The sequence below is a fragment of the Rhabdothermus arcticus genome (genome assembly GCF_055382915.1).
In genome coordinates, this window is the sequence record NZ_AP043808.1 from 1,219,044 (window position 1) to 1,236,663 (window position 17,620).

The 17,620-nt window shown below is 70.2% G+C and carries 24 protein-coding genes; 11 read left to right on the top strand and 13 right to left on the bottom strand.

What is annotated here, in order from left to right:
* Positions 1 to 5: 5 nt before the first annotated feature.
* The gene (locus ACZ48Y_RS06350) at positions 6 to 1,397 is read right to left on the bottom strand and encodes a UDP-glucose dehydrogenase family protein (protein WP_464739649.1); all 1,392 of its coding nucleotides are present in this window, start codon (positions 1,395 to 1,397) and stop codon (positions 6 to 8) included.
* Between the two features lie 42 nt (positions 1,398 to 1,439).
* Positions 1,440 to 2,033: a histidine phosphatase family protein gene (locus tag ACZ48Y_RS06355; RefSeq protein ID WP_464739650.1), complete on the bottom strand. Its 594-nt coding sequence runs from the start codon at positions 2,031 to 2,033 to the stop codon at positions 1,440 to 1,442.
* 18 nt (positions 2,034 to 2,051) lie between these two features.
* On the opposite strand from ACZ48Y_RS06355, the gene ACZ48Y_RS06360 reads away from it, so the two are divergent.
* Positions 2,052 to 2,498: a hypothetical protein gene (locus tag ACZ48Y_RS06360; protein WP_464739651.1), complete on the top strand. Its 447-nt coding sequence runs from the start codon at positions 2,052 to 2,054 to the stop codon at positions 2,496 to 2,498.
* Here the strand turns inward: ACZ48Y_RS06360 and meaB are convergent.
* Genes meaB through ACZ48Y_RS06395 form a run of 7 tightly spaced genes read right to left on the bottom strand, consistent with a single transcriptional unit; the run spans position 2,452 to position 7,690 of the window.
* A complete protein-coding gene (gene meaB / locus ACZ48Y_RS06365) occupies positions 2,452 to 3,369 on the bottom strand; it encodes a methylmalonyl Co-A mutase-associated GTPase MeaB (protein WP_464739652.1) in 918 nt (305 codons plus the stop codon). The genes ACZ48Y_RS06360 and meaB overlap by 47 nt on opposite strands.
* On the bottom strand, positions 3,366 to 4,199 hold the full coding sequence (locus ACZ48Y_RS06370) for a universal stress protein (protein WP_464739653.1): 834 nt from the start codon (positions 4,197 to 4,199) through the stop codon (positions 3,366 to 3,368). The genes meaB and ACZ48Y_RS06370 overlap by 4 nt, the downstream gene beginning before the upstream one ends.
* 2 nt (positions 4,200 to 4,201) lie before the next feature.
* Positions 4,202 to 4,579 (bottom strand): RidA family protein, encoded by a 378-nt coding sequence (locus tag ACZ48Y_RS06375; RefSeq protein WP_464739654.1) that lies wholly within the window; start codon positions 4,577 to 4,579, stop codon positions 4,202 to 4,204.
* 12 nt (positions 4,580 to 4,591) lie between these two features.
* Positions 4,592 to 5,512, bottom strand: coding sequence for a PP2C family protein-serine/threonine phosphatase (locus ACZ48Y_RS06380; RefSeq protein WP_464739655.1), 921 nt, complete (start codon positions 5,510 to 5,512; stop codon positions 4,592 to 4,594).
* A gap of 19 nt (positions 5,513 to 5,531) precedes the next feature.
* On the bottom strand, positions 5,532 to 5,804 hold the full coding sequence (locus tag ACZ48Y_RS06385; RefSeq protein WP_464739656.1) for a metal-sensitive transcriptional regulator: 273 nt from the start codon (positions 5,802 to 5,804) through the stop codon (positions 5,532 to 5,534).
* A gap of 15 nt (positions 5,805 to 5,819) precedes the next feature.
* Entirely contained in the window at positions 5,820 to 7,301 is a 1,482-nt protein-coding gene (gene dnaX, locus ACZ48Y_RS06390; protein WP_464739657.1) for a DNA polymerase III subunit gamma/tau, read from the bottom strand.
* A 5-nt stretch (positions 7,302 to 7,306) separates the two neighbouring features.
* Positions 7,307 to 7,690 (bottom strand): TFIIB-type zinc ribbon-containing protein, encoded by a 384-nt coding sequence (locus ACZ48Y_RS06395; RefSeq protein WP_464739658.1) that lies wholly within the window; start codon positions 7,688 to 7,690, stop codon positions 7,307 to 7,309.
* A gap of 48 nt (positions 7,691 to 7,738) precedes the next feature.
* Between ACZ48Y_RS06395 and ACZ48Y_RS06400 the strand changes: the two genes are divergently transcribed.
* Complete coding sequence (locus ACZ48Y_RS06400) at positions 7,739 to 8,263, top strand: hypothetical protein (RefSeq protein WP_464739659.1); 525 nt, start codon at positions 7,739 to 7,741, stop codon at positions 8,261 to 8,263.
* A complete protein-coding gene (locus ACZ48Y_RS06405; RefSeq protein ID WP_464739660.1) occupies positions 8,230 to 9,477 on the top strand; it encodes a sensor histidine kinase in 1,248 nt (415 codons plus the stop codon). Before ACZ48Y_RS06400 ends, ACZ48Y_RS06405 begins: the two co-directional genes overlap by 34 nt.
* Here ACZ48Y_RS06405 and ACZ48Y_RS06410 read toward each other — a convergent pair.
* Genes ACZ48Y_RS06410 through ACZ48Y_RS06420 form a run of 3 tightly spaced genes read right to left on the bottom strand, consistent with a single transcriptional unit; the run spans position 9,431 to position 11,014 of the window.
* Entirely contained in the window at positions 9,431 to 9,790 is a 360-nt protein-coding gene (locus ACZ48Y_RS06410) for a response regulator transcription factor (protein ID WP_464739661.1), read from the bottom strand. The genes ACZ48Y_RS06405 and ACZ48Y_RS06410 overlap by 47 nt on opposite strands.
* Positions 9,790 to 10,353, bottom strand: coding sequence for an HD-GYP domain-containing protein (locus ACZ48Y_RS06415; RefSeq protein ID WP_464739662.1), 564 nt, complete (start codon positions 10,351 to 10,353; stop codon positions 9,790 to 9,792). Before ACZ48Y_RS06415 ends, ACZ48Y_RS06410 begins: the two co-directional genes overlap by 1 nt.
* Before the next feature lie 10 nt (positions 10,354 to 10,363).
* Complete coding sequence (locus ACZ48Y_RS06420; protein ID WP_464739663.1) at positions 10,364 to 11,014, bottom strand: rhomboid family intramembrane serine protease; 651 nt, start codon at positions 11,012 to 11,014, stop codon at positions 10,364 to 10,366.
* A 52-nt stretch (positions 11,015 to 11,066) separates the two neighbouring features.
* Here ACZ48Y_RS06420 and surE point away from each other — a divergent pair, with 52 nt between their 5' ends.
* Positions 11,067 to 11,840, top strand: a complete 774-nt coding sequence (gene surE / locus ACZ48Y_RS06425; RefSeq protein WP_464739664.1) for a 5'/3'-nucleotidase SurE — start codon at positions 11,067 to 11,069, stop codon at positions 11,838 to 11,840.
* Here surE and ACZ48Y_RS06430 read toward each other — a convergent pair.
* Positions 11,805 to 12,545 (bottom strand): SAM hydrolase/SAM-dependent halogenase family protein, encoded by a 741-nt coding sequence (locus ACZ48Y_RS06430; RefSeq protein ID WP_464739665.1) that lies wholly within the window; start codon positions 12,543 to 12,545, stop codon positions 11,805 to 11,807. The two genes, surE and ACZ48Y_RS06430, sit on opposite strands and share 36 nt — an antisense overlap.
* Before the next feature lie 17 nt (positions 12,546 to 12,562).
* Here ACZ48Y_RS06430 and ACZ48Y_RS06435 point away from each other — a divergent pair, with 17 nt between their 5' ends.
* The 7 genes from ACZ48Y_RS06435 to ACZ48Y_RS06465 all read left to right on the top strand — a co-directional run bounded on the left by ACZ48Y_RS06435 (position 12,563) and on the right by ACZ48Y_RS06465 (position 17,513).
* A complete protein-coding gene (locus tag ACZ48Y_RS06435) occupies positions 12,563 to 13,003 on the top strand; it encodes a universal stress protein (RefSeq protein WP_464739666.1) in 441 nt (146 codons plus the stop codon).
* Positions 13,004 to 13,007: 4 nt separating this feature from the next.
* Positions 13,008 to 13,487, top strand: a complete 480-nt coding sequence (locus tag ACZ48Y_RS06440; RefSeq protein ID WP_464739667.1) for a macro domain-containing protein — start codon at positions 13,008 to 13,010, stop codon at positions 13,485 to 13,487.
* Between the two features lies 1 nt (position 13,488).
* On the top strand, positions 13,489 to 14,529 hold the full coding sequence (gene recF, locus ACZ48Y_RS06445) for a DNA replication/repair protein RecF (protein WP_464739668.1): 1,041 nt from the start codon (positions 13,489 to 13,491) through the stop codon (positions 14,527 to 14,529).
* Positions 14,522 to 15,346 (top strand): DciA family protein, encoded by an 825-nt coding sequence (locus tag ACZ48Y_RS06450; RefSeq protein WP_464739669.1) that lies wholly within the window; start codon positions 14,522 to 14,524, stop codon positions 15,344 to 15,346. Before recF ends, ACZ48Y_RS06450 begins: the two co-directional genes overlap by 8 nt.
* A gap of 7 nt (positions 15,347 to 15,353) precedes the next feature.
* Positions 15,354 to 16,289 carry a branched-chain amino acid transaminase gene (locus tag ACZ48Y_RS06455; protein WP_464739670.1) on the top strand — a complete coding sequence of 312 codons (936 nt, stop codon included), beginning with the start codon at positions 15,354 to 15,356 and terminating at the stop codon, positions 16,287 to 16,289.
* Between the two features lie 13 nt (positions 16,290 to 16,302).
* Positions 16,303 to 16,584: a hypothetical protein gene (locus ACZ48Y_RS06460; RefSeq protein ID WP_464739671.1), complete on the top strand. Its 282-nt coding sequence runs from the start codon at positions 16,303 to 16,305 to the stop codon at positions 16,582 to 16,584.
* 620 nt (positions 16,585 to 17,204) lie between these two features.
* Entirely contained in the window at positions 17,205 to 17,513 is a 309-nt protein-coding gene (locus ACZ48Y_RS06465) for a hypothetical protein (RefSeq protein WP_464739672.1), read from the top strand.
* Positions 17,514 to 17,620: the final 107 nt, after the last annotated feature.

A 17,620-nucleotide genomic window follows, 5' to 3' on the forward strand; every position in this document is an offset into this window, starting at 1 on the left:
CTCCCTTAAGCCCAGGGTACCCAAGTGTCAGCACGGCCGATGCCCATGCCGCGGTATATGAAGCCCTTTTGAGCGAGCTTTTCACCGTCCAAGAAGTTTCGCGCGTCCATGATCAGGGGCGTGTGCATTGAGGATTTCAACGTCTCCCAAGGCCAGGTGCGGTACTCGGGCCAGTCGGTGGCCAGTACAGCCGCGTCGGCGCCCTGCAAGAGCGCCTCTGGGCTTTCCGCGTATTCGAGCGGCAAAGAAAGCGCCTGCCGCGCCAGCGGCAGGGCCACGGGATCGTGCGCGCGGACAAACGCACCACGCGCAAGAAGCAGCTTTGCCAGCTCAATGGCCGGAGAATCCCTGAGATCATCGGTATGGGGTTTGAAGGAAAGCCCCAGCAATGCAATGGTGCGGCCCTTGAGGGTCTTCAGTTCGGACAAAAGCTTATCCACCACCCACTGACGCTGCGCTTGATTGACCTCGCGCGCTGCGCGCACGATGGAAAGATCAAGCCCGTACTCCTGCCCCATCGCCAAAAGCGCCGCAGTATCTTTTGGAAAACAACTTCCTCCCCACCCGAGACCCGCTTGCAGGAAACGCGGCCCGATACGAGCATCAAGGCCGATGCCCCGGGCCACTTCACGAATGTCCGCGCCGACCTTTTCAGCCAAACGGGCCAGCTCGTTGATAAAACTGATCTTTAAGGCCAAGAAGGCATTTGCCCCGTACTTGATGAGCTCTGCCGAAGCCAGGTCGGTGGTGATGAACGGCACCGCACCCATACGCTCAGGGCGAGGGAGAAACGCGGGTGGCGCAAAACTTTGCTCGAGAATGGGTTCATAAAGCTCACGGAGCATCTCGAACGCACGGCGATCCTCCGCCCCCACCACGATTCGATCAGGGTAGAGGCTATCGTGGAGCGCCTGCCCCTCCCGCAAGAACTCGGGGTTCGAGGCCACGATCAAACGGCCATCCGGCTCACCCCCATGTGCTTCACGAAACGCGCGGCGCACCAGCGCCTCGACGTAGTTACCGCTGCCCACCGGGACAGTGGATTTGTTCACCACGACCGTGGGGACGTCGCCGAGGTAACGACCAATGCCTTCCGCCGCACCTCGCACCTGGGAAAGATCGGGGCCGCCATCGGGGCGTGGGGGGGTGCCCACGGTGATGAACACCACGTCGGCCTGCGGAATTGCCGCTCCGTACTCAGAAGTGAAGCTGACGTTGTCCCTGCTCAGCGCGAACAGGTCTTCAAGATGGGGTTCAAAAAACGGGGGGGTTCCCTGGTTTAATAAAGCAACCTTGCTTTCGTCAAGGTCCACGCCCACCACTTGATGCCCGAGGTAGGCCAGGCTGATCGCGGTGGTGAGGCCAACATAGCCGGTTCCGATGACGGCGACGTTCACGTTACTAACTCTATGGATCCTGCAGCGATCCGGCAAGCGGTCCTAACCCATCGGTGGCACAAACAAACCCGGAACGAGGCGGCCCTGAGTGTAGTCCCCGACGTGCACCGAGGCGTTGGAGACGACGTAGCGCCAGGGCTCGCCGCAGTCGAGGCGGAGGGCGATCCAGGCGGCGACGCGGATCGTCCCCGCGTGGGCCACGGCGAGGTAGCGCCCGTTGGGGTTCAAATCGTTCAAGAACGCCTCGACCCGGGCCCGGAGATCGGCGAGCGACTCCCCCCCGGGGGGGCGGGCGTGCCAGGGGTCCTTTTGGCTGGCCTCGAAGTAGGCAGCAAAGCGCTCGAGCGCATCCTCCTTGGCCACCCCGGCGAGCGCCCCCAAACAGAGCTCCCTGAGCCGGGGATCGGGCCGCACGGGAAGGCCCAGCGCCTTGCCGAGGATCTCGGCGGAGGCCAGCGCCCGGCTCAGGTCCGAGCTGTAGAGCCCGTCAAAGCGCACCCCAAGGGCCTTGAGCCGTTCGGCCAAGGTCGCGATCTGCCGCCTTCCGGCCTCCGAGAGGGGCACGTCCCGCTGCCCCTGCCACACCCCCGCGGCGTTGGCCGCGGTCTCGCCGTGGCGCACCCACCAGACCTCCACGCCGGTTAGCATAAGGCCATGAAACGCGCGATCTGGGTCGTCCTCTTCTTCGGCCTGGCGCTGGCCGCCAAGGTTCCGGTCACCGCCTTCCACCTCGTGCCCGGGGTCCTCTGGCCGGCCCCCGCCTACCGCATCACCGGACCGGACTGCGACGCCCTCGTCAAGGGGATCAAGCTCCCCGACGAAAGCCGCCTCGAGGCCGCCCAGTGCTACGAGCTGGTGATCGCGAACCCCGAGGACGCCGCGACCTACCTCTACTTCATCGCCCGCAGCCTGAGCCAGCGGCTGACCCTGTTGACCGAGACGATGGACCCCGACCAGGCCCTGGTCCAGATCTGGCAGAGCAAGGACCAAAAGCGCCTCTACCTGCGGGTGCGCTTCGACAAGAAGCGCTTTTTGCTGGTCGCAGGCTGGCTGGTCAAAGCGCCCGCGAAAGCAGCTCCCGCGCCGCCTCCTCAGGACTGAGCTCGCCGGCCTCGAGCGCGGCGAGGACCTCCGGGGCGGCGTCGGCGAGGCGCCGCCCCCAGTCCTGAACCACCGCCTGGACCTCGAACCGGGCGCGCTCGCGGCGGCGGTCCTTGAGCGCCCCCCGTTCCTCCAGGTGGCGGCGGTGAGCGCGGATCGCGTCCAAGAGCTCCGCCGCCCCCTCGCCCCGGCTGGCGACCGCGGTGAGGATCGGGACCTGCCAGCCGGTGGGGTTGGGCGGGGCCAGCTCGAGGGTGGCCTTGAGCTCCTGGATCAGCCGCGGCCCCCCGGGGAGGTCGAACTTGTTGACCACCAGGATGTCGGCGATCTCCATCACCCCAGCCTTGAAGGCCTGGACCGCGTCCCCCGCGGCGGGGGTGAGGACGAGGACCGTGGTGTCGGCGACGCGGGCGATGTCCACCTCGCTCTGGCCCACCCCCACGGTCTCGATGAAGATCCAGTCAAAACCAAAGGCCTCGAGCAGGCTGAGCGCGGAGACCGTGGCCCCGGCCAGGCCCCCCAGCGCCCCGCGGCTGGCCATCGAGCGGATGAAGACCCCCGGGTCCTGGTGGTGGCGCATCATGCGGATCCGGTCGCCGAGGACCGCGCCGCCGGTGAAGGGGCTCGAAGGGTCGACGGCGAGGACCGCGACCGTCTCCCCGGCCTCCCTGGCGGCCTCGATCAGCCGGTCGGCGAGGGTGCTCTTGCCCGCGCCTGGGCTCCCGGTGAGGCCCACGACCTTGGCCTGACCGCGGCCGCGGAGGGCCTTCAAGAGCGCTTCCCCCTCGGGGTGGCCGGACTCGACCAGGGTCAGCGCCCGCGCCAGGGCGCGGACGTCGCCGGCCAGGAAGCGTTCCTTGAGCGCGTTCATGGATGGACGAAGACCGGGCGGCGGGCCCGCTCCAGGACCTCCCGGGTCACCGAGCCGAGGAAGCGCGCCTGCTTGGAGCGGCCGATGAAGACCGCGTCGCCCTCGTTCTCGTGGACGTAGTCGCAAAGGGTCTTGACCGGGTCGCCCTCGAGCACCACCGGCTGCGCGCCGTAGGGCTCGGCGAGCTTGGCCAGCTCCTTGGCCAGCTTCTCCAGGTAGTCCTCGCCCAAGAGCTCCTTGGGATCGGGCATGTGCACCGGGATCGGGGGCTCGGCGATCGGCTCGACGACGTGAACCAGGCTGATCCGCGCCCCGGCGGCGTCGGCCAGGCGCTTGGCCAGCTTGAGCGCCCTCAGCGAGGGTTCGGCGAGCCCGGTGGCCACGACCAGGTGCCTGAACGGGCGCACCTCGGCATCGGCCTTGGTCGCCACCACCGGCTTGCCCGAGACTTCGATCACCCGCTCGGTCACCGAGCCCAGGATGCGCTCGAGCAGCCCCTCCGGGCCGTGGGTGCCCATCGCGATCAGGTCCACTTCCTTGGCGTGCTTGAGGATCGCCTGGAGGGGACGGCCGCGCTCGACGCGGCACTCGGCCTCGGGGGCAAGCTCGCAGAGCCGCTCGCGCACGAAGGCAAAAAGCTGCCGCTCGCGCTCCTCGAAGGCCTGGGCCAGGAGTTCGTCCCAGAAGTCGCCGTAGACCTTGTGGCGCTCGGGGGCCTCGATCGCGTGCAGGAGGATCAGCTGCCCTCCGAGGAGGTCCTTGACCTGCCAGGCCACCGCCAGGGCCTTGGCGGAGGCGTCCGAGAAGTCGGTCGGGTGCAGGAGCTTCATCGCTAGGCTCCCTCCAACGCGATCGCTGCGAGCTCGACCTTGACCCCCTTGGGCAGCTCGGCGACCCCCACGACCTGGCGGGCGGGGTAGGGCGGGGCGAAGAACTCAGCGTAGACCCGGTTCAGGGCCTCGAAGGCGCTGATGTCGGTGAGGTAGACGGTGACCTGAACCACGCGAGAAAGGCCCGACCCCGCGGCCTCGAGGATCGCCTGGAGGTTCTGGAGGACCTGCCTGGCCTGCTCCGCCATCGGGCCCTCGACCAGCCGCCCCTCGGGGGTGAGGGGGATCTGGCCGGAGACGAAGATCAGCCCCCCGGCGCGCACCGCCTGGCTGTAGGGGCCGATCGCCGCCGGGGCCCTTTCGGTTTGAATCGCTTCCATGCTTTTAGGCTATCACTGGCGCGCCAGCAGGACGTAGACCAAAAGCAAGAGCCAGAGGATCAGCAACCCCACCTCGCTCCAACGCCAGCGGCGCGGAGGCGCGGGCCAGGCCAGCTCCGCGTCCCCCGAGCGGGAGCGGATGTAGACCGGCTGGTCGCCGACCAAAAGGTCGGCGTAGGGCTTCTCGCCGTTCGCCGGAACCCGGTCCACGCCGACCGCCATCAAGGTGACGTTGTCCGGCCCGCCCCAGGCGTTGGCCAGCTGCACCAGGTGGGGCACCGCCTCCTCCAGCGGGCGTTCGGCCAGGATCCGGGCCATCGCCTCCTCCCCCACCACCCCGTGCAGCCCGTCGGTGGAGAGGACGAAGAGGTCCCCGGGCTTGACGCGCAGCCCGAGAAGGTCCACCTCGACCTCGGGAAAGGTGCCGAGGGCGTTGGTGATCACGCTCTTCCAGCGGTGCTGGCGGGCCTCCTCGGGGCGCAAGAGCCCCTGGCGCACCCGCTCCTCGACCCAGGAATGGTCCTGGGTCAGCTGCACCAAGAGCCCCCCGCGGTAGAGGTAGGCCCGGGAATCCCCGACGTGCCCCACCAGCGCGTAGGGAAAGTCGATGACCAGCGCGGTCGCGGTGGTCCCCATGCCCTCGTAGCCGGCGCGCTTGGCCATCTCGTAGATGCGCTGGTTAGCGTGCTCGAACGCCTCCTGGATGCGCGCCGGGGTCGGGGGCTCCTCCCCCAGCTGGGCCAGGAGCGCCTCGGTGGCGAGCCGCGAGGCCACCTCCCCGCGGGCGTGCCCGCCCATCCCGTCGGCCACCACGAAGACGCCCCCGAAGGGGGTGAACTGGTAGCCCAGCGCGTCCTCGTTCTTCTTCCGGCGGCGGCCGGGATCGGTCGCGGCGACGACGCGCAGGCCCTCGCCGGTGGCGGCCGTTGGCATGCCTCGATTATAGGGGGGATCAGGGGAACTTCTTGAGCGCCTCCGAGATCCGGTCCAATGCCTCTTCCTTGCCCTCGGAGACCTCGGCGGCGCAGACCGCGATGTACTGCTTCAAAAAGAGCGCCGAGGCCGACTCCATCGCCCGCTTGGCCGCGGTCATCTGGGTCAGGACCTCGTCGCAGGCCCGCCCCTCCTGGATCATCTTCTGCAGGCCGCGGATCTGTCCCTCGATGCGCCTGAGGCGCTTGAGCAGGCTATCGACGGTGTCCGGGCCGAGATCGTGGGTCCGCATGCCGCGATTATACCCTTACCCACTATCCTCACCGCGGGCCTTGAGCCGGGCGCCGAAGAGGCCGATCAGCCGCTCGACCTCCGGGCGCTTCAGCCAGTCCCCCGCGTCCTCGGGCGCGCTGGGCTCGGGCTCGGGGGGCGCCGCCGTGGGCGGCGGCCTCGAGCCCTCCTCGTCGTCCTCGACCAAAAGCTCCACCTCCTCGAGGCCCAGCACCTCCGAGGCGACCTCGCGAAGCTTCGCCTGCTGCGCCTTGGCGCGTTCGTAGTGGAAGGTGAAGGTCGGGGGAAAGCGCAGCTTGAGCCGCGTCCCCTGCACCGCCGGCCGGGCCTCGCGGACGAAGGCCCGGAGCACCGCGGGCAGCGCGGCGAGAAAGCGCGGGTAGTCGGCGAGGGGATCGGCCTCCGCGGCGGGCTCGGGCTTTGGCGCTGGCCGGGGCTCGGGCTCTGGCGCCGGGCCGGGCTGGGGTCTGGGCGCGGCCGGGGCCGCGGGCACCCCCTTGGCCGCCCAGGCCTTGAGGAGGGCAAAGTCCAGCGCCATCTGCCCCGCCTCCTTGGCCAGCCGCTCTTCCGCCTCGTCCAGGGCGAGCGCCGCCTGCAAGGGCGCGGGGTCCCCGGGGGCGGCGGCGAAGCGGGCCCTGAGCGCGGCCTTGAGCTCGCGCACCAGGGTGATCGGGGCGTAGCCCTCCCGGTAGAGCCGGGCCGCCGCTTCCCGGGCGGGCTCGGGGTCAAAGGCGAGCAGCGCCTCGGCGAGGGCTTCGATCCTCGCCTTTGGTGGGCGGCCCAGGAGGGCCTCGGCGTCGGCGCGGGTGAAGCGCTCGGGGCGAAGGGCCAGGACCCGCTCGAAGAGGCTCTCGGCGTCGCGCATCGCCCCGTCCGCGGCCTCGGCGATCAGCACCAGGGCTTCCTCATCGACCGCGATCCCCTCGGCCTCGGCGATCCGCCGCAGCTTGGCCTGGATCGCCTGTAGGGGAAGGCGGTGGAAGCGGAAGTGCTGGGTGCGGCTCTTGACCGTCGCCGGCATGCGCTCGGGCTCGGTGGTGGCGAAGATGAAGAGGACGTGGGGAGGCGGCTCCTCGAGGGTCTTCAAGAGCGCGTTGAAGGCGCTCTTGGACATCATGTGGGCCTCGTCGAGGATGATCACCTTCTTCGGCGCCATCACCGGGGCGAGCAGGATCCGCTCCTTGAGCTCGCGCACGTCCTCGACCGAGTTGTTGCTGGCGGCGTCGATCTCCAGGACGTCGGGGTGCCTCCCCGCGGCGACCGCCCGGCAGTGGGCGCAGCGCCCGCAGGGGCGGGCCTCAGGCGCGGCCTCGCAGCCCACGGCCATCGCCAGCAGCCGGGCCACGGTGGTCTTGCCCACGCCCCGGGGGCCGGAGAACAGGTAGGCCTGGGCCAGGCGGTCGGTGCGGATGGCGTGCTTCAGCACCTCCTTGACGTGATCCTGGCCCTCGACCTCCTCAAAGCGCGTGGGGCGGACCCGGCGATACAGCGCGCTCATCGGCGTCAGCGGGGGAGGTGGGCGCGGAGGTAGGCCGCGGTCTCCGGGTAGGAGAAGGTGTAGACCGAGCCGTTCGGGGTGGTGAACTCGAGCAGGTCGGGCCCCGGGGTCTTCACCCGACGCAGCACCAGCACCCCCTCTTCAGGGGCCAGGGTGGCGACGTCGGCGGTGAGGTAGTTGGGGTCGTCGTCGGGCTCGTCCTCGAGGTCCTCGGGGGACATCGTCGGGTAGCCCGGGGCCTCGAGCCGGGCCAGGGCCTCGGCCAGCTCCACCGCGTAGACGGTCCACCACTCGTCCTCCACATCGCCGTAGAACCAGAGCTTGACGACCTCGTCGTCGACGCGCTCCAGGGAAAAGCCATCGGGGGGGCGCAGGGTCTTTTTGGGCATCGTCTCCTCCAGGCTTCAGGATAGCCCAGGCGTTTTTAGAATGGACCCATGCGCCTTGGCCGATTCTGGATCGGGCTCCTCCTGGTCCTCCTCGCGGGCTGCCGAAGCCCATCGCCCTACCAGGTGCTGCACACCGGCGGCTGGCCCGGCGGCCCGCCCCCGCCAAAGGGGCCGGTGATCCTGACCGTGGTCAGCAAAGACCGAACCGTGCGCCTCGACGAGGCGGCCCTGCGGCGCCTGACCTGGGTGGCGCTGACGACCAAGAGCCACCCCAAGGAGGCCCAGCCGCCGGGGCGGTTCGAGGGGGTGCGCCTGGCGACGCTCTTTAGCGAGCTCGACCTCGACCCCAAGCGGCTTCGCTTCGTTGCCCTCGACGGCTACAGCGTCACCGCCGACTGGGAGACGCTCAGGCCCTTCGACCCGATGCTCGCCCTGGTCGAGGACGGCCGCCCCCTGGAGCCGATCTTCGCTCCGATCCGCATCGTCTTCCCCTACGACCGGCTCAAACCCGACCCCCTGGCCTACAATCGCTACTGGGTGTGGAAGCTCTCCGAGATCTACATCGAGCGCTGAGCCGCGTTTACGGCCTCGTCGTCCTGCTCTTGATCGCCGCCTACGGGGCCTTCGCGGTCGAACAGCTGCGGGCGCTGGACACCGCCCTGGCCGAGGCCCGGGCGGCGGACCCCGCCTACCCCTACGCGACCTTGATGCGCGCCCTCTACAAAGCGGCCCTGGCCTGTGAAGCCGGGGGCGACGTGGAGGCCGCGCGGCGCTACGTCGGGGAGCGGCTCTTGCTGGCCAAGACCAGCGCCAGCTGGGCCTACCTCTACCCCGAGTCCAAGGCCCGGATCGCGCGCCTCGAGGCCGCCCTCCCGGATCTTTCGGCCTGCGCCGACTGGGAGGCCTTCGCCGAGGAGAGCTTCGCCGTCTACGTCGACGCCCTCAAGCTCAGCCAGGACCTCCGCGCGGAGATCCACGCCCTGCTCGGCGAGCAGCGCAAGAGCCTCTACCTGGGCCTGGCCGTGTTGCTCTTCCTCGCCGGGCTCTGGGTCTACAACCAGGAGCGCCTGGTGCGCCTGCAGCGGGCCCAGATCCGCGACCTGGAGAGCGAAAGCCACTTCAAGACCCGGCTCTTGGGGGTGGTGGCCCACGAGCTCAAGACCCCCCTGGCGGCGGTGGTGGGCTTTGCCGAGCTCGCCAGCCACGACCCCCGTCACCTCGAGGCCCTGAAGACCGCGAGCCGCCGGCTCGAGCGCAGCCTGGTGGCCTTCTTGGACCTCTACCAGCTCGAAGCCGGCGGGGCGATCAACCTCTCCCCCGAGCCCCTGGACCTCAAGGCCCTCGCCGAGGAGGCCCTGGCCCTGGCCCAGGCCGCCTACCCCAAGGTTCGCTTCGCGCTCACCGCCCAGGGTCCGCTCCCCGTTCGGGGGGACCGGGAGCGGCTGCTGCACGCCCTCTTGAACCTCCTTGAGAACGCCGCCAAGTACGGCGGCGACGTGATCCGGGTCCGGGCCTGGGCGGAGGACGGCCGGGCCCGCTTCGCGGTGGAGAGCGACCGCCGCCTCGACGCCCGGACCGCCGAGGCCCTCTTCGCCCCCTTCGCCCGCCTGCCCGAGCACCAGCGGCAGGCCGGCTGGGGGCTCGGCCTCTCCCTGGTGCGGGAGATCGTCGAGGCCCACGGCGGCCGCGCCGGCTACACCGAGGCCGGGCCGAGGGGGGCCTTCTACCTGGAGCTCCCCCTTACGGCGCCCGGGACTCCAAAAGACGCAGCAAGCGCAGGGGGCTGAAGGGCTTGGTGATGTAGGCGTCGGCCCCGGCCTCGCGGGCGCGCTTGCGGCTCTCGACGTCGTCCATCGCGGTGAGCATCGCGACGAACGGCCGCTCGCCCTTGAGCGCCCGGACCCGAGCGGCGAGGTCGAAGCCGTCGGCCTCGCCGGGCAGCCGCACGTCGAGCAGGATCACGTCGGGGTCGAAGGCCTCGACCGCAGCGTCGAACCCCTCGCCGTGGGCGAGCGCCAGGAGGCGGTGCCCCAGGGGCTCGAGCGTGGCCTGCAACAGGGCCTCCATCAAAGGCTCGTCCTCGACCAGCAAGACCTTCATCACGCGTCAAAGAGCAAGGTCGCCTGCAGCTCCTCCAGCGGCAAGGCGAGGAAGACCTCGACCAGACCCGGGTCGAGCGCGTCCCCCGCCAGCTTGGCGAGGGTTCGCCGGGCCCCGGGCATCGCCCGGCCATCCAGGAAGAGGGCCCGGTCGAAAGCGTGGGCGACTGCGAGGACGCGCCCCCCAAGCGGCCAGTCCGGCCGGTAGGGGCGCGGGTAGGCCTCGATCCAAGGCGCCAGGGCGCGGAACGCGCCGACCTGGCGCAGGAAGGCGGCGCCGAGCTCGGCCTCGCGCACCGGGTCCGGGGCGTCCAGTCCGAGCAGGCCGACGTCGTGCAGGCGCCCCGCCCGCCGCACCGCCTTGGCCGGGAGGGGGGCATCGAGGGCCCGGTTGAGCTGGTCCATCCAGTAGGCGACGCGCTCCCCGTGCCCCTCGAGCTCGGGAAACCGCGCCTCGATCAGAAAGCGCAGCGCCTGGATCCCCTCTTCCTGGACCTCCTCGCTGGCCGAGTAGGTGCGGGCAAGGTCCTTGGCGTACTGAACGAGCTGGCGCTCCGCCTCCACGCCCCCCATTCTAGCGTCGACGCCAGCGGGCGGGGGGCAAAAACCAGCGGACCGCGAAGACCCCGTAGACGAAGCCCCCCAGGTGCGCCCAGAAGGCGATCCCGGTCACCCCGATCAGGGCCTCGAAGAACTGCAGCAGCGCCCAGTAGCCGAGGTAGAACCAGGCCGGGAGGTAAAAGAAGACCGGGTAGAAGACGAGCAGCACCATCGTCAGCACCGGAGCGTTGGGAAAGAGCGTGTAGTATCCGCCGAGCACCGCGCTGATCGCCCCCGAGGCGCCGATCATCGGCTGGCTCGAGGCGGGCATGAAGACCCCCTGGGCGAGGGCGGCGGCCACGCCCCCCAAAAGGTAGAAGAGGAGGAAGCGCCCGGGTCCGAGCCGGTCCTCGACGTTGTCCCCGAAGACCCAGAGGAACCACATGTTCCCGAGGATGTGCGCCCAGCCCCCGTGCAAGAACATGCTGGTGAAGAGCGTCGGCCACTCGGAAAAGGGGTTCGCCCAAAACGCGGCGGGGACGAAGCCGTAGGTGTAAAAGAGCGCTCGCAGCGCGTCCGGGGGGAGGATGAGCTCGTAGGCGAAGACCAGCGCGTTCAGGGCCACCAGCCCGCGCACCACCACCGCCGGCCGGCGCGTGCGGTTGATGTCGGCGACGGGGAACATGAGGGCATTCTTGCAGCCCGAGCCCGCGCCGCGCCAGCCTTAGACTTCGGACATGCGCATCCTGGTGACCAACGACGATGGCATCTTCTCCCCCGGCATCAAGGCCCTGGCCCGCGCGCTCACCGCCCTCGGCGAGGTGGTCGTGGTGGCCCCGGACATCGAGCAATCGGCGGTGGGCCACGGGCTGACGCTGCGCCGCCCCTTGCGCTTCAAGCACACCGCGAGCGCGGGGCTCGAGCCCATCCCCGCCTACCGCGTCGACGGCACCCCGGCGGACTGCGTGGTCCTCGGGGTGCACCTCAAGGGGCCCTTCGACCTCGTCGTCTCCGGGATCAACCTGGGGGCCAACCTGGGGCTGGACATCACCAGCTCAGGGACCGTCGCCGGGGCGATGGAGGCCACCTCCTTGGGCATCCCGGCGATCGCGGTCAGCCTGGACACCCTGCGCATGGAGGAGCTGGACTTCTCCCATGCCGCCCCGGCGGCGCTTTACGTGGCCCGCTGGGTGGCCCGGCACGGCCTGCCGAAGAAGGTCCTCCTCAACGTCAACGTGCCCGCGGGCCGGCCCAAAGGGGTGCGCGTCGCGACCCTCGTCGAGCGCTACTTCGAGGACGAGGTCATCGAGCGCGAGGACCCCTACGGCGTCCCCTATTACTGGGTCGCCGGCGAGCCCCGGGCCGAGGCCGAGGAGGGCACCGACCTCTGGGCGTTGCAGCAGGGCTTCGTATCGGTCACCCCGGTCAACCTGGACTTCGCCGACCGCACCCTGATGCCCCGCCTGCGCGCGGACCTAGAAAACGAGGGCGACGGGTTCGCCGACCGCTAGCCCCAGCGCCTCGCGCGCCGAGCCCTGGTTGACGGCGATCTCCACCAGACCGCTGGAGCCGGCGTAGGCCAGCGGCCGGCCGGGGGACACGTCGGAAAAGGCGCGCAAAAAGGGCAGCGTCCGCCCGCCGACCCGGACCCCCCTAGGCGGGGCCTTAGGCACCGCGATCGTGGTGATCGCGTTGCCGAAGCGATCGAAGGTCAGCACCTCCCCCTCGGTCTGGCCCAGCGCGAGGTCCAGCCGCACCAGCTCGGACGGCGAAAGGGGCTCGCCCAGGGACGAAAGCGCCTGCCCCGAGGCGAGCCGCGCCGCGGCCGGGGCGAAGACGTCGCGGCCGTGGAAGGTCGCGCTCGCCCCCTCGGGGACGGGCAAGCGGACCGCGGCCTTGATGGGGTCCCTGCGTTCAGCCAGGGTCAGAAGGCCATTGTCCGGAAGCACGTAAAGATGCCGCTCGCCCGCGACGGCCAGCGCCCGCCGGGCGCTCCCCACCCCGGGGTCCACCACCGCCAGGACCACCGCCCCTTCGGGAAGCCAGGGCACCGCGGCGAAGAGGCTCCAGGCCCCTTTCCGCAGGTCCCCCGGGGCCAGGGCGTGGCCCAGGTCGTGGACCCGGGCGCCCGGGGCGAGACGCTCGATCACCCCGCGCACGACGCCGACGTAGGGGTCCTCGAGCCCGAAGTCCGAGAGGAAGAAGATCGGCCGCACCCCCGTATTATGAGGGCATGTACCGGCGCATCCTGGTCCCGACCGACGGCAGCCCCTGTGCCCAGCGCGCGGTGGTGGAGGCGATCAAGCTGGCCAAGGCCACCGGCGGCCGGCTCACCTTCCTGCACGTGCTCACCAACCCCAGCACCCTGGTGCCCCTGCCCGAGCTCCCCGAGCCTTTGACCTACGAGCTCTTCAAGAAGATGGAGGCCTTCGCCGACGAAGCGCTGGAGCATGCGCTCGAGGCCGCGAAGGCCGAGGGCGTTCCCGCCGAGGCCCTGCTGCGCAAGGGGGACGACGCCGCCTACGAGATCCTGCAGGAGGCGGTGGGGCACGACGCGGTGGTGATGGCCACCCGGGGCCTGGGCCTGGCCCGGCGGCTCTTGGGCTCGACCACCCTGGAGGTCCTGGCCAAGAGCCCGGTTCCGGTGATCGCGGTGAACTGTCAGGTAAAATAAGGCCATGGCCCGCTTGCGGATCGCCCAGGGCGACATCACCGCGTTCGCGGGCGACGCGATCGTCAACGCCGCCAACAACTGGCTCAAGCTGGGGAGTGGCGTCGCCGGCGCGATCCGCGCCAAGGGGGGGCCGGAGATCCAGGCCGCGTGCGACCGCATCGGCCCGATCCGCGTCGGTGAGGCGGTGGCCACCACCGCCGGCCGGCTGCCCGCGCGCTACGTGATCCACGCCGCGGTGATGGGCGACGCCCCGGCGAGCTACGAAAGCGTCCGCCAGGCGACGCGCAGCGCGCTCAAACTGGCCCGGGAGCTGGGGCTCAAGACCGTCGCCTTCCCCCTCCTCGGAACCGGCGTGGGCGGGCTCGACAAGGATCGGGTAATCCGCATCATGCTGGAGGAGATCAAGGCCGCCCCGGACGACCTCGAGGTCACCCTCTACGGCTACACCCCCGAGGACGTCGAACGCATCCGCCGGGCCCTATGAGATGCGCCTGGTCGCCTTCCGACAACGCCAGTTTCGCAACCTGAAGACCCCCGAGCTGCGCCTCGGCCCGGGGCTGACCGCGGTCGTGGGGGCCAACGCCGCGGGCAAGACCAACCTCCTCGAGGCCCTCTACCTGGGGCTGGGGGGTGAGCTGCGGGGAGCGATCGCGGACCGCATCGCCTTCGGCGCCAGCGAGGCCTGGCTTTTTACCGAGGCCACGACCGCGCTGGGCCGGGTCACGGTGGAACAGCGCCTGGGGGCCGGGGGCCGCAGCCTCCGGCTCAACGGCGCCCCGGCCGGCCTCAGGGCCCTGGCCGAGCTTCCCGGCGCGGTCTGGCTGCGCCCCGAGGACCTCTTCATCGTCAAGGGCCCCCCGGAGGAGCGCCGGCGCTTTCTGGACGCGTTGATCGCCCGGTTTTCCCCCCGCTACCGGGCCCTCGTCGCGGCCTACGAGCGCGCCCTGCGCCAGCGCAACGCCGCGCTCAAGGCCGGCGGGCGGGGGATCGCCCCCTGGAGCGAGCGGCTGGCCGCCTACGGCGAGGAGGTCCTCGCGATGCGCCGGCGGATCCTCGCCCGGCTGACCCCGCTGGCGAACGCGGTCCACGCCGAGCTCGGGGGGGAGGCGCTCGGCCTCGAGCCCCGGGAGACCGTCCCGCCCGGTGGGCTGGCCGAGGCCCTCGCCGCCCACCTCCCGGAGGAGGTGGAGCGCGGGGCGACGCTCTTTGGCCCCCACCGCGACGACCTGGCGATCCGCCTGGGGACGCGCGACGCGGTGCGCTTCGCCAGCCGCGGCGAGGCTCGCTCGGTGGCGCTGGCCCTGCGCCTCGCCGAGCACCGGCTCTTGAGCGATCACCACGACGAGGCCCCGGTCCTCCTCCTCGACGACGTCGTCGCCGAGCTCGACCCCCGCCGCCAGGCCACCCTTTTGGCCTACGCCCGGACCCTGCCCCAGGCGGTGGTCACCGGCACCGAGCCCCCGAAGGGGGCCGCACAGGTGGTCGCGCTCGCCGCCGGGACCTGGGAGGTGAGGGCCCATGCCTGAGCGGCGCGAGGGCCGGCCGGTCAAGGCCGGGGAGGTGCTCGGCCGGCTCCTCAACCGCCCCCGCTTCAAGCGTGGGCTCGCCATCGGCCGGGTGCTCACGCTCTGGCCGAAGATCGCCGGCGAAGGGCTTGCGCGCCTGACCGAGCCCTTTCGCTTCGAGCGCGGAGTGCTCTGGGTCAAGGTCAAGGACGCCGTCTTGGCCCACCAGCTCACCTACCAGCGCCCGGTCCTGCTCGAGCGCTACGCCCACCACCTGGGGCAGGGCAAGGTCCGGGACCTGCGCTTCGTCGTGGGGCGGGTACGCGCCCAGGCCCCGACCCAGGCCTCCGCCGCGTCCCCCGAGCCGCCCCCCGTGGACCTCGCCGAGCTGGCCCCGGTCGTCGCCCCCTTGCCCGCACCCCTGCGGGACGCCGCGATCCGGCTCGGGGCCAGGGTCCTGAGGCGGGCCAAGGCCGCATCCCCCTGCCCGGTCTGCGGCGCGCCCAGCCCCGAGGGCGGGATCTGCGCAAGCTGCCGGGTCAGGCTGGAAAGCCCCTTGGTCCGGACCGAGGCGCGCCGGCTCGCGGCCGGTGCGGCCCCGCGGCTGGACGGCGACCTCGCCGCCGCCGCCCGCTGGCTCGCCTTGGACCTGCTCTGGGACGAGGTGCGCACCCTCCTCCCCCGGGCCACCGAGGACCCCGGCCTGACCCCGCGGCTGCTCGAGGCCACGCTGCGCTGGCTTAGCCTCAAGCACGGCCGCCCCGCCCGGCCCGAGGACCTCGAGGGGCTCCCCGAAGGGCTGCGCACCCTCCTCCGGCAGCGCCTCGGCGGGGCATAATGGACCCATGTCGGGCGATAGCAAAATCCACGCGGGCAAGATCTGGCTCAACGGCAAGCTCGTCCCCCAGGAAGAGGCCAAGACCAGCGTCCTGGCCCACGCCCTACACTACGGCACCAGCATTTTCGAGGGGATCCGCGCCTACGCCACCGACCGCGGCCCCGCGGTCTTCCGCCTCGACGAGCACCTCGACCGCTTCTTCTTCTCCGCCAAGGCGATCTTTCTGGAGATTCCCTACAGCAAGGCCGAGCTCAAGGAGGCGATCCTCACCACCATCCGGGAAAACGGCTGGCAGGCCTGCTACATCCGCCCCCTGGCCTGGTTCGGCGACACCTCGCTCGGGGTCAACCCCCTGCCCAACAACCCCGCCGAGGTCATGATCGCGACCTGGGAATGGGGCGCCTACCTGGGGGAGGAGGCGATCCGCAAGGGGGCGCGCCTGGTCACCAGCTCCTGGCGCCGCTTCCCGGCCGACGTCATGCCGGGCAAGGCCAAGGTCGGCGGCAACTACGTGAACTCCGCGCTGGCTAAGATCGAGGCCCTTAAGGCCGGGGTGGACGAGGCGCTGCTTTTGGACGCCGAGGGCTTCGTCGCCGAGGGCTCCGGGGAGAACCTCTTTTTCATCAAGGAAGGTACCGTCTACGCGGTCGAACCCTCGGTGACCCTGCCCGGCATCACCCGGGACTCGGTGATCCGCATCGCCCGCGACCTCGGCTACCCGGTCGAGGTCGCCCACCGCGTCTCCCGGGACCTGCTCTACGGCGCCGACGAGGTCTTCATGACCGGCACCGCGGCCGAGGTCACCCCGGTCTCCTACATCGACCACCGCCCGATCGGCGGCGGCCAGGCCGGCGAGATCACGATGGCCCTGCGCAAGGCCTACATCGAGGCCGCGACCGGAAAACGCCCGGAGTACGTCGACTGGCTGACCTACGTCGCCTAACCCGGAGGCGAAGATGAAGGTGCTCAAATACAACCCCGTCGAGGACACCTTCGAGTACGTCCCCGAGGACTGGGAGCTGCAGTACAACCCGGTCGAGGACCGCTACGCCTACGCCCCGCCCGGCTCCGCGCCAAGGTACAACCCGGTAGCAGCGCGTTTCGAGCTGCGCCCGGAGGAGGCGGACACGCCCGTCTACAACGCCGCCGAGGGCACCTTCGAGCTGGGCGAGGAGGACTGGGAAGCAGTCTACAACACGGTCACGGACGCCTTCGAGCTTAGGCCCAAAGACGAATAAGCACCCTCGCTCGGGGAACGCGCCGCGCCGTTTGCCAGCCAGGCGGGGAAAGGGTGGTTGCCGATCTCAATCATTTGTAGCGCGACCAGGTGGTGCCGCTCGCGCCCCATGGCTTTTCGCAAGAGGCCATCCAATCGGGAAAGTTCGACCCCACGCCCTCCCCCGAGCGCTGCGCCGGCTGCCCCTATCGCCAGCCCGAGCGCTGCCCCCAAGGCGTACGTGAGATCGAGATGAGGAACTTCTCATGAAACGCCGCACGTCCCCTTTGAACAGATGAGAAATTTCTCATAAAGCGCCTCCTGCCCCCTTTGAACATGAGACGGGCATGAGGTCTTCTCATCAACCGGGCTTCACGAGGGCCTCGGCCTAGCATCAACGCGTGTCCGGCCTGGAAGATCGTTGGACAGAAGCAGTTTTCATCGCCTAACCTGTGCTCCCCTTGCCATACAAACCCAACCTCCTTTCCCCGGCCACCAGGTCCGACGGCACCGTGGTCGTCAAGGTTCCCGACCGCGAGCCCCTCCGCGTCCTGCATAAGTGCCCGTTTGACTGAGCCCGGCGAGCGTAAACGCAAGACGGCTGCCTTTTATGCAATCGTGATTACGAAAGGAGCGAGGATGGTGGAGCGGAAAACCGGAGCGCTGTTGCTGCTCAGACCGCTGGGAATCGAAGACGAAGATGGTCCTTTCCTGGCCAAGTTCATCGACGGGCTCACGCGGGACGACCCCAGGGAGGTCATCCTCACCGAGCTGGGACGTGCCTTCGCCGAGCTGTTCCGCTTCTCCCGAGATTGCAACCTTCCTCCCCACAACTACACGGTGCTCTTCATCAGCGACGGGGAAGACGTGGCGTTCGACTACTGGGAGGTCGCCCCCTATATTCAAAAAGCTCTGGCAGCGATCCATCAAGCAAAGCAGTTCGATGCTTGAGGCCAAGCGGGCTTTTCTGTCTGTAGATCTCAAGTGAGGGTCGCTTCCCGGAGGCGGTGCCCCTGCTCACCGCACGTTTCCTCTCCGAGCGAGGCCACCGCGAGGGG